General features: G+C 46.0%; 14 protein-coding genes and 2 pseudogenes. 7 read left to right on the forward strand and 9 right to left on the reverse strand.

From position 1 onward, the window contains the following. Positions 1-164 precede the first annotated feature (164 nt). The 4 genes from CFT61_RS04210 to CFT61_RS04225 all read left to right on the forward strand — a co-directional run bounded on the left by CFT61_RS04210 (position 165) and on the right by CFT61_RS04225 (position 2975). Positions 165-647 (forward strand): DUF3408 domain-containing protein, encoded by a 483-nt coding sequence (locus CFT61_RS04210; RefSeq protein WP_089543227.1) that lies wholly within the window; start codon positions 165-167, stop codon positions 645-647. Positions 648-832: 185 nt separating this feature from the next. After that, on the forward strand, positions 833-1246 hold the full coding sequence (locus CFT61_RS04215) for a plasmid mobilization protein (RefSeq protein ID WP_089543228.1): 414 nt from the start codon (positions 833-835) through the stop codon (positions 1244-1246). Then, complete coding sequence (locus CFT61_RS04220) at positions 1243-2193, forward strand: relaxase/mobilization nuclease domain-containing protein (protein ID WP_089543229.1); 951 nt, start codon at positions 1243-1245, stop codon at positions 2191-2193. Before CFT61_RS04215 ends, CFT61_RS04220 begins: the two co-directional genes overlap by 4 nt. A gap of 32 nt (positions 2194-2225) precedes the next feature. Then, positions 2226-2975, forward strand: coding sequence for a hypothetical protein (locus tag CFT61_RS04225; protein ID WP_176425494.1), 750 nt, complete (start codon positions 2226-2228; stop codon positions 2973-2975). Positions 2976-3033: 58 nt separating this feature from the next. Here CFT61_RS04225 and CFT61_RS04230 read toward each other — a convergent pair whose 3' ends face one another. The 3 genes from CFT61_RS04230 to CFT61_RS04240 form a co-directional block, all read right to left on the reverse strand. Then, on the reverse strand, positions 3034-3438 hold the full coding sequence (locus tag CFT61_RS04230) for a topoisomerase DNA-binding C4 zinc finger domain-containing protein (RefSeq protein ID WP_089543231.1): 405 nt from the start codon (positions 3436-3438) through the stop codon (positions 3034-3036). 107 nt (positions 3439-3545) lie between these two features. Further along, a complete protein-coding gene (locus CFT61_RS04235; RefSeq protein WP_089543232.1) occupies positions 3546-4904 on the reverse strand; it encodes an MATE family efflux transporter in 1359 nt (452 codons plus the stop codon). Positions 4905-4999: 95 nt separating this feature from the next. Next, complete coding sequence (locus tag CFT61_RS04240; RefSeq protein ID WP_089543328.1) at positions 5000-5848, reverse strand: AraC family transcriptional regulator; 849 nt, start codon at positions 5846-5848, stop codon at positions 5000-5002. A 138-nt stretch (positions 5849-5986) separates the two neighbouring features. On the opposite strand from CFT61_RS04240, the pseudogene CFT61_RS16505 reads away from it, so the two are divergent. Beyond that, positions 5987-6147: pseudogene (locus tag CFT61_RS16505) on the forward strand (IS1380 family transposase); the annotation flags it as partial. Positions 6148-6424: 277 nt separating this feature from the next. On the opposite strand, the gene CFT61_RS04245 reads toward CFT61_RS16505, so the two are convergent. Both CFT61_RS04245 and CFT61_RS04250 read right to left on the reverse strand, forming a co-directional pair. Then, the gene (locus CFT61_RS04245; RefSeq protein ID WP_089543233.1) at positions 6425-7213 is read right to left on the reverse strand and encodes a hypothetical protein; all 789 of its coding nucleotides are present in this window, start codon (positions 7211-7213) and stop codon (positions 6425-6427) included. Between the two features lie 155 nt (positions 7214-7368). Further along, positions 7369-7812 (reverse strand): annotated as a pseudogene (locus tag CFT61_RS04250) (dehydrogenase); the annotation flags it as partial. 561 nt (positions 7813-8373) lie between these two features. On the opposite strand from CFT61_RS04250, the gene CFT61_RS04255 reads away from it, so the two are divergent. Together CFT61_RS04255 and CFT61_RS16840 are read left to right on the forward strand one after the other, a co-directional pair. Further along, positions 8374-8955 (forward strand): HU family DNA-binding protein, encoded by a 582-nt coding sequence (locus CFT61_RS04255; RefSeq protein WP_089543234.1) that lies wholly within the window; start codon positions 8374-8376, stop codon positions 8953-8955. Between the two features lie 138 nt (positions 8956-9093). Beyond that, positions 9094-9189 carry a smalltalk protein gene (locus CFT61_RS16840; RefSeq protein WP_153091799.1) on the forward strand — a complete coding sequence of 32 codons (96 nt, stop codon included), beginning with the start codon at positions 9094-9096 and terminating at the stop codon, positions 9187-9189. A gap of 191 nt (positions 9190-9380) precedes the next feature. Here CFT61_RS16840 and CFT61_RS04260 read toward each other — a convergent pair whose 3' ends face one another. The 4 genes from CFT61_RS04260 to CFT61_RS04275 all read right to left on the reverse strand — a co-directional run bounded on the left by CFT61_RS04260 (position 9381) and on the right by CFT61_RS04275 (position 14571). Then, complete coding sequence (locus tag CFT61_RS04260) at positions 9381-11570, reverse strand: glutamine synthetase III family protein (RefSeq protein ID WP_089543235.1); 2190 nt, start codon at positions 11568-11570, stop codon at positions 9381-9383. A gap of 110 nt (positions 11571-11680) precedes the next feature. Then, on the reverse strand, positions 11681-12484 hold the full coding sequence (locus CFT61_RS04265) for a hypothetical protein (RefSeq protein ID WP_254918848.1): 804 nt from the start codon (positions 12482-12484) through the stop codon (positions 11681-11683). Between the two features lie 43 nt (positions 12485-12527). After that, the gene (locus tag CFT61_RS04270) at positions 12528-13760 is read right to left on the reverse strand and encodes a toxin-antitoxin system YwqK family antitoxin (RefSeq protein ID WP_089543236.1); all 1233 of its coding nucleotides are present in this window, start codon (positions 13758-13760) and stop codon (positions 12528-12530) included. 13 nt (positions 13761-13773) lie between these two features. Then, on the reverse strand, positions 13774-14571 hold the full coding sequence (locus CFT61_RS04275; RefSeq protein ID WP_089543237.1) for a LytR/AlgR family response regulator transcription factor: 798 nt from the start codon (positions 14569-14571) through the stop codon (positions 13774-13776). Positions 14572-14613 lie beyond the last annotated feature (42 nt).

Raw genomic sequence — 14613 nt, forward strand, 5'->3', positions numbered from 1 at the left:
GTTCTCACAGCTATCTCGGTATGCAAATAAGCAAGCCACAACTAAATTGCCACGTTACACCCAATCAGTTGCATGGCTGCACTCAGTACACTTACTTTGCACCCGACAATCGGTCAATGGTGCAAACCGTGACCACTATACTAACAAATAAAACAGCATAAGCTATGGCAAGAACAAAAGATGCAGTCTTGACTCCTGGGCAAAAGGAGCTGATGGAAAAAGAGTATTTGGATTTTGTTAATCCATCTACGTATGGCAACAAAGCCAATCCAAGTAGTTGTAATTCTCTCTATGATGATGTAGAGAACCCAGAGTTGAGAGCAATTGTAGAGAAAGTTGCTGCAACAACTCCCTATAGAGAGGAAACTACAACGAACGAGGCTCAATCGCCACCGAATCCGCTGAAGCGCATCAGTGGCAAGCAGCGCAAGGCGACATTGGAGGAGTATCAGCAGACCTTCCTCCAAGTTCCAAGGATTGACGACCGCAAGCCAGTCTTCGTCAGTTCCGATGTACGAGACCGTCTTGATCGAGTCGTCCGCATCCTTGGAGGGAGGCGCATGAGCGTATCGGGCATCATCGAGAACATCGTGCGCCACCACCTAAGCCTTTATGAAGAGGACTTCGAGGCTTGGCGCAAATTGTGAGAATTTAAGGTCTGCGACCTTGGGCGTGGATAGCTGAAAGGCTGTAGTTCCAACTAACGTGTTCTGAGAGGGAGCGAGGTTATGTTTTGGGAACCCCAAAACACCTCGCTCCACCATGAGGGCGAAGGAATTTTGCTCCCAACGGTCGCAGAAAGTGAGTGTACCAACTGTAAACAGTATATCGAATGACAAACATACAGGAACAGAATAGGAAAAAGGGCGGAAGACCGCCTACGGGCAGGGTTCGCAAGCTGTCGAAGTCTATCACGGTGAAGTTCTCAAAGCCAAGCTATGAGGCATTGAAACTGAGGGCAAGAAAAGCCAACCGCAAGTTGGCGGAGTACATTCGTGAGTCCGCCTTGAACGGCGAGGTGGTCAGTGGACACAACACTGAGACGGTTGCCATTGCCAAGAACCTCATCGGTATGGCAAACAATCTCAACCAACTTACCAAGTTGTCGCATCAGAGAGGTTTCCACGAAACCCATGTGTATGTGGTGGACTTGTTGAGAAGATTGAAAGCAATCCTTGGCGAGTATCGCCAAGCAAATCCAAAATCGAAGCCATGCAGAATGGGCAGAAAGGAGGATACCACATGATAGGCAAGCTAAAGAAGGGCAGCTCATTTGGTGGTTGCGTCCGCTACGTGACAGGCAAGGACGAGGCGAAAATCCTTGCATCCGATGGAGTGTTACTCGGCACGAATGCCGAGATAGTACAAAGTTTTGAGCTGCAAAGACAGCTAAATCCAAGGATTAAGAAGCCTGTGGGGCACATAGCTTTGAGTTTCAAGCCCGAGGACAAGCCACGTTTGACGGATGAATTCATGGCTAAGATAGCCCTTGAATACATGCAGATGATGGGCATCACTGATACCCAATTCATCATCGTAAGGCATCACAACACGGACAATCCACATTGCCATATTGTGTATAACCGCATCAATAACGAGGGCAAACTCATATCAGACAGGAATGATTACAGGCGTAATGAGCAGGTGACCAAGGCTCTAAAATCCAAGTATGGACTGACCTATGGAACGGACAAGAGTAAGACTAATACACGCAAGTTACGCAATGCCGAGCGAGCCAAATATGAGATTCATAATGCAATTAAGAGTGTATTGCGAACGGCAGGTAGTTGGCAGAAGTTCAAGAATGAACTTGCAAAGCGAGGTGTTCTCTTGGAGTTTGTCTATAAGGACAAGGAGCGAACCAAGGTTCAAGGCATCCGTTTCTGCAAGGATGGATATAGCTTCAAGGGTACGCAGATTAGCCGAGAATACAGCTTTGTCAAGTTGGATGCAAGACTTGGCACAGAGTATAATCGTGTATCGCCAAGAGCCGAATCTATGCAGGGAGGACAACCAAGTTGTCACCAAGTAGAACAGACTCAACCAACGGCAGAACATACCCAAGACCCTTGGAGTGGTATTTCTTCCATCGGCTTGTTCGCTCCGTCTAATGCCCAAACTTATGAGCCATTCCCAGAGGATGAATCCGCCAAGAAGAAAAAGAGAAAACGCAGAAAGGGCTTCAGCCTTTGATGCAAGTTACAAGCTTAAAATTAGAATCGAACATGAAAGAAGAACTATTGGAAGCCATCTATGGCACAGTTGAGAGATTGGAGCAGAAAGTCGATGAACTTTCTGCCTCCACAAAGAACGCAGGAGCGGAAACCGTTCCTGCAAGTAATGACATAACCAAGTTGGATAAGTCAATCAATGCGATGTTTATCAAAGAAGAGGAAGTCAGAGGTAAAATATCCAAATTAAGAGATGCCATTGTTGTTTTTGTTGACCTTATCAAGGCTGAACTCGGCAAAAATGAGCAGCGAAGCAAGCTCTTGGTTGATGCTGTCAAGCAGATGAGACAAGGGAATGATGTTTTCTCAAAGGCATTGCAAGATAAACTTGAAGTGATGAACAAATCACCTCAAAAGAAGGTTGTAACCCATCGCTTCGAGCCAACCTCAAAAAATGTTCTTCTTTTCATTGGTGGCTTGGTCTTATCTCTTGTTATCTCCATCTGGGGCAACCTCACCCAATGGCGAACGCACCAAGATTGGGAGGAGGCTGACTTGAAATATAGGGCATTGAAGATGGTGCTTCCATCTGACGACCCGAACATTCGCTACATCGAAAAACATTTTTCTGTTTGCCGAGATGAGAAAGTTATAGATGATGTAAGAAATCGTGTTGCTGCCTACGAGGATTCTATTCGCCATCATCATGAAATGGTTGAAATGGCTACTTATAAAGATAGTATAGCCAATAAGCTTTTGCAAGAATCAAATCGCATAAAACGTGCTATGAAAAGCTCAAAATAAAGTTTTTGGAAACTAACTAAACTAAATGAGAGGGAAATAAACTTAATACATTCCCCTCTCATTTATTTAGTGTAAACTTGCATTTAGGATAGTTTGAACACCCATAAAAAGAGCCATATCTTCCTTTGCATAAAACTAACTGACCACCACATTGCGGGCAAACGCCTTGCCTTATTAAACTCTTTGCTCTATATTGCCTGTCGTGAACATTATGTTCGTGCTGTCTTATTTCTTCCTTGTCAGCTATTGTGTAATATCGTTGAATAGTATTGATAATTCTATCTACTTGTGTAGCATTTAGAATAATGTCATGATATTGGGATATTGCCCAATTTAAATTACATCTGTTTACAACTATATGGTTACTGATATGAACTTTCAACTCTGCTGAATTATTGAAAACAACAATCGGAATTAACGGAATTGAGGTTACTGGGGTAAGGGGATTTTGTGTCTGCGACATTTCTGTTGTGCAAGAAATATGTACAATAAAATGAATTTTGACGCTTTGCAAGCAAAATCCCACTAAACCCTATAGGTTGCGGATTTGAGGATCATATCTTTTATGGTTCAACATTGCAGATTCTCTGTTGTGAGATGTGATTTATGACCTATCTCCTTATGAATTCGGACAGCAAAGAACAGTGTCATTAAAGTTGCAAAGACGTCGGCAATAGGCTGTGCATAAAGCACTCCATTTAGTTCCCAATACGATGGAAGCAGCAATATTATAGGGATAAAAAACAAACCTTGCCGTCCGATGTTTAGCAGAAGACTTTGCCTTGCTCTTCCGATTGCCATATATAGTGTGGAATACACAAATTGGAATCCGAAAGTGAAGAACATAATCGTATTGGCTCTAAGCGCAATTCTTGCTATTTCCTGCATTGTTTCGTCTTTACCGAAACAACTGATGATAGGAGAGGTAAAAATGACTATAAGAATACTCCAGAGCACACAAAACGAGGTTGAGAGTATCAGAGAACAGCACACCGCTTCCCTTAATCTTTGAAAATTGCCTGCCCCGTAGTTATAGCCTGCCATAGGTTGGAGTCCTTTTACAAATCCGAAGACCACGTTTGTTCCCAATGTGACGATTTTCAGGACGATACCCACAGCCGCAACAGCCTCTGCCCCATATTTCACAGCGGCTTTCTGCAACAAACAGATGGAAAGGGTCTGGAGTAGTTGCAAAAAGAGCATAGAGATACCAATCTTAATGATGTCTGCGTATATTCTTATCGTGGGAGCGAACAAGGCAAGAGATACTTTTACCTCTGCTTTCGTAAGGAAACGGATGTAAATAGCTGTCGTGATGATTCTTGAAAGAATAGTTGCCCATGCAGCACCTTCCACACCCCAATTGAAAGTGTATATAAACAAGGGGTCTAATGCAACATTAACGATAGAGCCGATGATCATTGCCGACGCAGATGTCTTCGACGCACCTTGTGAAACAATGATATTGGACATGGACACATTCAATGTCCCTATGACACAACTGATGATAAAAAGCCTGCCGTAGGATTCTGCCAAACTTATCATCTCCTCGTTTGCTCCCATGAAAAGTAGGATGTCCGGCAGGAACGCATTGCACACAAGGGCAATGAGAGCTGCCAACATCACAGAGGTTATCACTGAGACGGAAGCAACCTGACTTGCCTTGACAACCTGTTTCGCTCCCAACAGACGGGATATATACACTCCGCCTCCGACACCGAACATCAGTCCTATCCCAAGAAATAACAACGATATAGGGAAAACAACCGATACAGCGGCGACAGGAAGAGTTCCAAGACGTGCAACCCAAAAAGTATCTACCACATTGTATATTGCCATAATCAGCATTGCGATGACAATAGGTATCCCCAACTTTGTCAGGGCTTTCATCATACTTCCTTCTCGCAAAATATTAACAGCGTTGTTCATTCTTATAATCCTTTCTTTTTAAGTGAATAAATTTCGCTGCAAAGGTACGGTGAAATACAAGCTTTCACAATAGACGGACAACGGTAATGATAGCACTATTCGTGGTAAGTCCTTCTGAAGAGCGTGGGAGAAACGCCTGCAACCTTGGTAAACAGCCGTGTGAAGTAGGAGTAATCGTTAAAGCCTAAACTATGTGCAATCTCTTTGATGGAATCTGTAGTATAGACCAATTGACGTTTAGCCAACAAAATAATCTCGTTTTGGATATGGTGGCTCACACTTGTCCCCAGAACAGAATTTACAGCTTCATTCAGGTAGGCAACGGTAATGTTCAGCCGCCCGGCATAGAATGATGGCGAACGTTTGCTTCGGATATTGCTTTCCAACAAATCCCGAAATTCCCATACTATTTCCTTGTGTCTGGTCACTGTCCCCTGCAATTTGGATTGAGCTATCGTTGCATTTACAATGTTCTCCACGACTAACCCTACAATGACGGTGGTCAGTCGCTGAACGACTGCTTTGGCAGATGGATTTTCCATGCCACTCAGTTTGCTGTCAAGAAGTGATAATAATAGTTTCTGTTCCGATATGTCGGATAGTTGTATTTGAGGGCGACCGTATCTCTCAAGCGTTCGTTTTTCCTCCTTATCCACCAATACCGAGTCGACAACCAGAAATTTTGCAGAAAGATTGGAAGCGTCGATGATACGATGCACCTGCCCGGGTAGAATGATAGCCAGACTTCCTTTCCCGAAAGTGTATTCCTCGAAATCAATATTCAAACAGCATTGCCCACCCTCTATGAAGCCAAAGAAATAATAATCGTCGGTATGAGAAAAGGCGTATCTTTCTGAAGATGCCGATGTCCGAGAGATGACGGTCTTCAGATAGACTCCGAAATCTGAGAGTTGTGAACTTCTATGGATGGGTAACCGAGACATATACCTTAATTCCGCAACACTATAAATTTTAACTTTTATAATCCCCTGAGCAACAAAAAGTTGCTCAGGATTTTGCCATGTCAGAAATTTCACTTATCTTAGTGTTGCAAAATAAAAACAAACAAAATTCTGAATGACATGGCAAAAGTACAAATAAAATCCGAGAAACTCACTCCTTTTGGGGAATTTTTTCTATTATGGAGCAATTTGATGCTCTTTTAGCTCAAACCATAGATTCCACCTTGGGATTGAGATGCACTATGTTTGGTTATCAATATAGCGAGATTCTACGCTCTCTTTTCCAGCAAAATGGATTAAGACGTCACGTAGGCATGTATTGAACATTTACTCAGACAACTATGCTTATGCCAACCTGTTCTAGACAGACTTTGGTTAAAGGCCATGCTTTTCTGATTAAACCAGCGTATTACCTCAAGTCGCTTTATGGGGTAAGGGAATTTTGTGTCTGCGACATTTCTGTTGTGTAAGAAATATGTACAATAAAATGAATTTTGTCGTTTTGCAAGCAAAATCCCACTAAAACCTATAGGTTGCGGATTTGAGGATGAAGAAAACTTAAAAATGCTTAGCAGCTGCCCAAACTAACTCCACCTTTGTTACCTGCGGATAAGCTTCCTTATATTTATCTGTCAAATCCCAGAAGAAAAGCGAGCCTTCTTTTGGTTTCAAATAGAAATTCTCCAATGTTCCGCCTTTACCATCTCCAACCTCGAAATAAAGTATACTGTGATCTTCATTATACGTAGTAGTATAATACCCATCCACCAACACCTTTCCACCAGCAAGAAACTGGATTCGGGATACTGTAAATACATCACCACGGCTCTTGAATTTAACAGCTTCATAAGGCTTACTTGCTATCGCATCCGATGCTATCACCAAAGAATCTTCCTTGGAAACACCCTCCACCTTACAATATTTTTGATAACCACTAAATACTTGTGTAGTCTCCCATAACGTCTCAACATCCTTGACTTCCACGGCAAGTTTTGCCTCATTACCATCTTCATCAGTCACTGTAACAATAGCCTTTCCCACAGCGATAGCAGACAAGCTAATACGCTCATCCTTACCATACTGCCCCGTCTCATGGATGCAAGTTACAGTGACTACTTTCTCATCAGAAGACTGTGCCGAAATCTTGCCCTTGGCTCCTTGCACATTCACGCAGGCACCCTGGGTGGTATATATGACAAGGCTATTGCCCTTGATACCCACTTGTTTGCCTGTGTTAATATCACCAATGATTTCATCCTGTGTGAGTTGAATACCATCATCATCGCTACACCCTACCATCAAGAGAGCGACGAAAGCCATTGCCAAAAAGTAAATCTTTGCTTTCATAAACTGTTGTTTTTATGAGTTATACATGATAGGCGCTTTGCCCATCCTCTATTTATGAAACATTATTCTCCCCCCATTATTGCATTCTTCTTCCTATTATCTTTCTTTATTTAACACACTTTTACGCAAAAATATAAGAAACGCCTGTTTTGTTTCTATACTATCGGCAGACTTATTCCGTTGATCTTCTGATAAATATCTAAGGCATAGATATCCGTCATGTCGCTGATGTAATCCAATACTGCCATGATTCGCTCTTCCAGACTTTCGTTCTCGATATCGTACTGGTTGCTTACCCGGCGCAGAAGCTGCTTGGAGTAGAAACGGGACGGGTTGACGGCGGCATCGATGAATACCTCCATCAGCGTAGCCATGATCTTGTAACCCGAAAGCTCGATGTTGAGAACGGGCTTGCTGGCATAAATCTTCTTTCTCGAAACCTGGGTGCAGGTGATGTAGGCATTGCGCTCGTGCTCCGAGATGTGGTCGATGAGGGCTCCCTCGAAGGTGCCGGCAAGAATCTCTTCCTCGTGGTCGAGGAATGCCTTTACGCATTCGTTCTCCAGTTTGCCTATTACGCAGGCTCTCTCTTCTATCACCAGCCCTCTGTTCTGGAGCAAGGCAACCTGTTCATCTACGTTTATCGGTTGTTTGTCGTAATCCATATACCCTTTATAAAAAGCGAAGTCCCACCGTGGTACGCATCGTTGAGAGGCGTGGTGGGATTTGTTGCTGCAAACAATACTCTTTTTTATTGGAAACTCCAAATATTTTCTTCAAAATCTGCTTGTCAAATATGGATTTTAACGTAAAAAGTTCTAATTTCCAAGTTTTTCTCCTTGTAAGCTATGCGAGATTTAGAAAAATATCGTATCTTTGTCCCCGAATTGAGGCGTTCTTTGCATATTGCAAAATACAGAAACGAGCAGAAGTCCGCTCGTTTCCATATTGTTACCTATATAATATAGGCAAACGCCCAACTTCTTGATTTTCAATCAAAGTCCAATTTAGAGCGAGTTAGGATTATTAACGGGATTCGGAATCTGGGGCTGCTGAAAATCGGGGCTTATCACATCCTGTTTTTTGGCGGTTACCTAAAAAAGCCGTACCTTTGCATCGTCAAAAAATTAATTATTAACCCTTTAAAAAACTGATTGACTATGGGACAAGGAACTAGTAAGTATCGTAAGATTATGCGTACCCCTCAGACGGGTGAGAACGCTGGTAAGAAGCTCTGGTATGCTACTGCCGTGAGCGACCGTGAGATGAGTTTCGAGGACTTCGTGACTCATATCTCTGAGCACAACTCTCCATACAGCCGAGGCACCATCCACGGTGTGCTGATGGATACCCTCGACTGCCTGAAGCATCTGATTCTGGACGGCAAGAGCGTTCGTTTCTCCGACCTCGGATTGTTCTCTATCGGTATGACTTCGCGTGGCGAGGTGAGCAAGGAGAAGGTGACGGCGGCTAGCGTGCAGGGCGTGCATCTGATTGTGAGAAACACAAAATCTTGGAGCAACGCCGAGCTGAAGAAGCTCACCAAGATCGTGGCTTACGATGATTATACATCGGGAGCTGATGACGGCGGTGGAACGGAGAATACACCGGGCGGTGGTGATACTAGCCAGGGTGCTGGCGGGGATACCAACAAGGATAACGGCGGAACATCGCAGGGCGGCGGCGGTACCAGTCAGGGCACTGGCGGAACTGACGGCAGCGGCGACAACGTAAGTTTGTAAATCTTGCCTGATGCGGATTGCAAATCCGCAAAGCCCAAATAGGTTAGGACGTTTTTTAACGGCGGATTGCAAATCCGCCGAAACGCCTAACGGAATTAATCAATAATCACTAATCATTAATCACTAAAAAAACTGCGTATGAAGAAAGAAACCTGGAAAACTGTATTTCAGATAGTAATATCTATCTTAACCGCTATTGCCGCCTCTCTGGGCGTGACGAGCTGCATGTCGTAGAACTGCACAAGAAATCTTAGATTTTTATCAATTACTTCTCAAAAAAAAGAGGGTGTGTCATAAGTTCATGACACATCCTCTTTTTTTTATTTATTCCTTAATTCTTTATTTTTCTTCATCGGATTACGCTGAGTTATCGGAAGAGCATTCCTGCTGTACGGATTACGCACGGAATTGATACGGAATCAGCCTTAGCGGATGAACAGCAGCTCACGATACTTCGGCAAGGTCCAAAGCTCATCGGCTACGAGCAGCTCAAGCTTGTCGATCTGATAACGGATTTCCTCCATCTTCGGAGCTACCGTATCATGATAGGCTACAGCCTTCTCACGCTCGCTCTCTATCTTGTTGGCTACCTTGCGGGCATCCACCAATGCCTCTACACCACGCTCTATCGACTCGGTGCGCTCGGCTATCTCACGGATGATCTTCACGTTGCGGGCGGTCAGCTTCTTGCCTTCCTCGCCACCGAAAATGTGGATCATACCCTCTACATTCTTTGCCAGACGGCTCTGATAGTGGGTAGCCACTGGGATGATGTGGTTCATGGTCAGGTCGCCCATCACACGAGCCTCAATCTGAATCTTCTTGGTATAGGTCTCCCACTTCACCTCGTTGCGCGCCTTCAACTCGCTCTCGCTCATCACGTTGGTCTTGGCAAACATCTCGATGCTCTCCTTGTCCAGGTAACGGTCGAAGACTACCGGGCAGGATGCCTCGCAGTCCAATCCACGTTTCTGAGCCTCTTCCTTCCACTCGTCAGAATAGCCGTTACCGTCGAAGCGGATAGGCTTGCAGGTCTTGATGTCCTCGCGTACAATATCTATAATAGCCGATGTCTGATCCTCACCCTTTGCTATCAAGGCATCCACGCGAGCCTTGAAGTTCTCGAGCGCCTCAGCTACGGCTGCATTCAATACGATGAGAGAAGATGCGCAGTTTGCCTCAGAACCTACGGCACGGAACTCGAAACGGTTGCCGGTGAAGGCGAATGGTGAGGTACGGTTGCGGTCGGTATTGTCGATCATCAGCTCCGGAATCTCAGGGATATCCAGCTCCATGCCCTTCTTGCCAGCCAGGGCGAAGAGTTCCTCCTTGTCAGCCTTCTCGATATGGTCGAGCAGATCGGTGAGCTGCTTGCCCAGGAATGAGGAGATGATGGCTGGAGGTGCCTCGTTGGCTCCCAGACGGTGGGCATTGGTTGCACTCATGATGGATGCCTTCAGCAGTCCGTTGTGCTTATATACACCCATCAGGGTCTCTACGATGAAGACCACGAAGCGGAGGTTATCCTCAGGAGTCTTGCCTGCCGCATGGAGCAGCACGCCGGTATCGGTGCAGAGACTCCAGTTGTTGTGCTTGCCCGAACCATTGACGCCAGCGAATGGCTTCTCGTGAAGGAGCACACGGAAACCGTGCTTGTGAGCCACACGCTTCATCAGACTCATCAGAAGCATGTTGTGATCTACTGCAAGATTGCACTCCTCATAGATAGGTGCCAGCTCAAACTGGTTAGGAGCCACCTCGTTATGGCGGGTCTTGCAAGGGATGCCGAGCTCGAGAGCCTGGATTTCAAGATCCTTCATGAAAGCCTGCACACGCTCTGGGATGGTTCCGAAATAATGGTCGTCCATCTGCTGGTTCTTAGCCGAATCGTGGCCCATCAGGGTGCGTCCGGTGAGCATCAGGTCTGGGCGAGCCGAATAGAGGCTCTCATCTACCAGGAAGTACTCCTGCTCCCATCCGAGATTGGTCTGCACCTTCTTTACCTGAGGGTAGAAGTAGTGGCACACCTCGGTAGCCGCCTCGCTCAGGGTATGGAGCGAGCGGAGCAATGGAGCCTTGTAGTCCAGCGCCTCACCTGTATAAGATATAAAGATGGTAGGGATACAAAGGGTATCGTCGATGATGAACACTGGCGATGTAGGATCCCATGCAGAATAGCCGCGAGCCTCGAAGGTGTTACGGATACCGCCGTTAGGGAAAGAGCTGGCATCCGGTTCCTGCTGCACCAGCAGCTTGCCGGAGAACTCCTCTATCATACCACCCTTACCGTCGTGCTCCACGAAGGCATCGTGCTTCTCGGCAGTACCTTCTGTCAATGGCTGGAACCAGTGAGTATAATGTGTTACCCCGTTTTCCTCAGCCCAGAGCTTCATGCCGGCAGCCACGGCATCCGCGATGGAACGGTCCAGACGATTACCGTTGTCTATCACATCGATGAGCTTCTCGTACACATCAGATGGCAGATACTTGTACATCTTCTGGCGGTTGAATACATACTTGGCGAAGTACTCCGAAGGGCGCACCTTGGGAGTTTCCACCTCAACAGGTCTCTTTTTAAAGGCCTCGGCTACAACCTCAAATCTCAAATTAGCCATTCTTCTTTTATTATTTTATAAGTTTGCGGGTGCAAAGTTACGAAATAATTGGCTAACTGCTACCATTTTGCCCGTTTTTTTATGTATAATTCAAACTTTTCTTATTTTGATTACAGGATTCTGCCCACAATCTGCAACTTGAGCACAGGATAGAACTGGATTTTATCCACGATATCGGCGATGTCGCCGCCATCTTCACCCATCGAATCATTGTAAGCTTTCCTGACATCTACCTCCGAGCCGTTCTGATAGACCTTCAGCTTGCCCATATACTGGCAGCCGATTTCCCAGCGGAAACCCAGACGGTTCTTGGGAACCACTCTGCCGAATCCCAGACCGAGATAAGGGCGGAAGGAATTGCAGCGCAGGTCGGCATTGATATCTCCATTCTTGTCGAACTTGATATTGTAATCCGAGAGTTCCGCACCAACGTGTTTCAGAATATCATCTGAATATTCAGGATATTTACTGATAAACTGCGCCAGATCATCGCTGTGACCGCTCAACTTGGCAAGCTTGGCGCCGCCCATAGCGAAGCCGGCAGCCACGAAGAACTTGCTGTTGCCGCCGAAAGGATAGATATTCGCCTTGGCATGAAAGGCTGTGCGGGAGAAATCTGCATCAATATCCACCTCGGAATCAGGAATCCTCACCGACTGTCCCTGAACGATGATAGAGGCATCTGTCGTTATGTTCACCTTATCAGAAATCGAGAGAAACTTTGGCAGAATATCCACGCCTGCCTCCAGCTCCACGAAATTGGAAACAGGAGCCGCCACACCTATGCTGATACCTTCGGTACCCACGCCTGCATTCAGACCCACATGATTGAATGCTGTTCTCTTGAACTGTGCAAAACCACTTGTTGTAAATACGAGGCACAAAATGGCCATCATCAAAATCTTTTTCATCATTTCCATTATTTTTTTAATCGTTAGCATTCACATCTCACACACGTTATTTCTTCTTGCTAGCCTTCCACTCGAAGAGATAGTCGATGCCCTTGATCTTTACCTTGACGAAGAGATCAGCAGCCTTGCGGTCGGTGGTATAGAGATAGCCCGAAACCACTTCGCCCGGATGGATGGTGGTGCGCTCCAGATAGCCCAGGTCCTCAGGCATCTTGTCGGAATACTTCATACGGTTGCCGTCTTCCAGCTGCTGCATCCGGCAGATACGGGTCTGGAAATCCTTCAGCGTATTGGAGGTTCCGGCATCAAACACCTGTGCGCCCAGGTTGGCATTCACGTTGTTCTCGCGTTCGGTCTGCACTATCGCCTTGTTCTTTACCGCACGCTTAGCTACCTTCTTCTTGAACTTGAAGATTTTCTTGTCATACTCATCAGCGCCCACCAGTTCGAAATCCTTTCGCTTGCCGCCCTTCATATCGTAGATTTCAATCTGAGAAGGGTCGATATCCACATTGATCATGCTCTTGTTGACGATGAAGACGCCGATTTCGCGGTAATCGCCGATGTTCTCATCCACCATCGAATTGCTCACGCCCACGATGAGTCCGTTCTTGTTGTAATAAGGCCATGCCACACCGTTCTTATACTCTGTGAGGATTTCATCAGGCGAAGGGGTTTCCAGGATAGGCTGGTGGTCGGTAAGCGAATACTTGGAGTAGTTGCCGTCGGCATCCACCACCACATAAAAGCCTTCAGGGATATCATTCTTGTAGGGAGTAAGGGTGCATACCCTGCCGTTCTCCGTGAAAGAGGCTCCTACCCCCATCTTCTTGCCCTGGTTCATGAAGAAATGCTCCTTCACGTTGCCGTTATTATAATAAGAGGTATATTCGCCCGAGAGCAGCCCTGCCAGATAGGTCTTCTTCTGCTCTACCTGTCCATCCTTGAAATAGGTGGTAAAGGTGCCGGCAAACTGGCTTTTGGTATCATCCTTCTTGTCGAGGACCACAAAGCTGCCTTCGCCCTGCAGTTCGCCGCTCATATAGTAGGTGCGGAACTCCTTGGCTGCCGTAGAATCAGCCGGATAGAGTGCCAGGCGATAATAGTTGGCGAAAGCCTTGTTAGGGGTTACCTTCCAGCTCTTGTTGTAATAGAGGGTGTCCAGCCGGTCTTGCGGAACGGGAGGAGTTTCTGGCACGATTTTCTCCTGCGCCAGGGCTGTCTGTCCTCCGAAGAGGGCAATCATCATGATGATGACCGAATACTTATTTTTCATCATAATTATTATGTTTTTAAATACTTAAGAATCTATCTATCAGTTTCTTTCTATAGAGTCTGCCCACCTTTACATAGTCGATTTCATCGAAAGGGGGATAGAAATGGCACACATTGTCAACCACCTCGATAAGGTAATTGATGTTGACGATGAACTTCTGGTTTACCTGCATAAAATGAGGGGCGAGCGCAAGCAGGTCGGTGCTCTTCACGCTGCGTTTCAGCCTGATAGGCTTTCTGTTATCCGCCACCACCACCTCCCAGCATCTCACTTCGTGATTATACTGGAAGAGGCAGACATTCTCCTTATCCACCAGCCTGAAATCCACGGAGTTGGTATAGAAGAGCAGCTTGCCGTTAGCAACGGGTGCATTCTTCACGCCAGCCCCTACCACTCTCTCAGCCTCTTTGTCTGCTTCTTTCTCAGCCACAAGCTCTTTTCCTGCCTCTTTTTCAGCCTCTTTCTCCAGTCGTCTGACGATGGTATCCAGCTCCTGGGGATTGATAGGCTTGAGCAGCACATCGAATGCCTGCTTGCGGAAGGCAGTCAGAATATATTCATCGTATGCCGTGTACATCACCACCTGGCAGCGGCGGTGCACGAATCCCGACAGCTTATCCAGGAAATCCAAGCCATTCACATCGGGCAGCTGGACATCCAGGAAGAGCACATCGGGCTGGTACCTATTTACCATCGCCAGGCCGTCAAGCCCACAGAGCGCGCATCCCAGCACCTCCATATCGTATTTCGTTTCCAGCAAATCAGCCAAAGCCTTGCCTGAAGATTTATCGTCGTCTATGATTACAACTTTCATACACCTTATTATATTATTTATATTCAAGTTTCGCAAGTCCTG

It is taken from the genome of Segatella copri, assembly GCF_002224675.1.
GTDB lineage: Bacteria > Bacteroidota > Bacteroidia > Bacteroidales > Bacteroidaceae > Prevotella > Prevotella copri_U.

Bases quoted from the DNA above. Each gene is read 5' to 3' on its own strand.
- CFT61_RS04210 (WP_089543227.1), top strand. From the start codon at position 165: ATGGCAAGAACAAAAGATGCAGTCTTGACTCCTGGGCAAAAGGAGCTG.
- CFT61_RS04215 (WP_089543228.1), top strand. From the start codon at position 833: ATGACAAACATACAGGAACAGAATAGGAAAAAGGGCGGAAGACCGCCT.
- CFT61_RS04220 (WP_089543229.1), top strand. From the start codon at position 1,243: ATGATAGGCAAGCTAAAGAAGGGCAGCTCATTTGGTGGTTGCGTCCGC.
- CFT61_RS04225 (WP_176425494.1), top strand. From the start codon at position 2,226: ATGAAAGAAGAACTATTGGAAGCCATCTATGGCACAGTTGAGAGATTG.
- CFT61_RS04230 (WP_089543231.1), bottom strand. From the start codon at position 3,438: ATGTCGCAGACACAAAATCCCCTTACCCCAGTAACCTCAATTCCGTTA.
- CFT61_RS04235 (WP_089543232.1), bottom strand. From the start codon at position 4,904: ATGAACAACGCTGTTAATATTTTGCGAGAAGGAAGTATGATGAAAGCC.
- CFT61_RS04240 (WP_089543328.1), bottom strand. From the start codon at position 5,848: ATGTCTCGGTTACCCATCCATAGAAGTTCACAACTCTCAGATTTCGGA.
- CFT61_RS04245 (WP_089543233.1), bottom strand. From the start codon at position 7,213: ATGAAAGCAAAGATTTACTTTTTGGCAATGGCTTTCGTCGCTCTCTTG.
- CFT61_RS04255 (WP_089543234.1), top strand. From the start codon at position 8,374: ATGGGACAAGGAACTAGTAAGTATCGTAAGATTATGCGTACCCCTCAG.
- CFT61_RS16840 (WP_153091799.1), top strand. From the start codon at position 9,094: ATGAAGAAAGAAACCTGGAAAACTGTATTTCAGATAGTAATATCTATC.
- CFT61_RS04260 (WP_089543235.1), bottom strand. From the start codon at position 11,570: ATGGCTAATTTGAGATTTGAGGTTGTAGCCGAGGCCTTTAAAAAGAGA.
- CFT61_RS04265 (WP_254918848.1), bottom strand. From the start codon at position 12,484: ATGATGAAAAAGATTTTGATGATGGCCATTTTGTGCCTCGTATTTACA.
- CFT61_RS04270 (WP_089543236.1), bottom strand. From the start codon at position 13,760: ATGATGAAAAATAAGTATTCGGTCATCATCATGATGATTGCCCTCTTC.
- CFT61_RS04275 (WP_089543237.1), bottom strand. From the start codon at position 14,571: ATGAAAGTTGTAATCATAGACGACGATAAATCTTCAGGCAAGGCTTTG.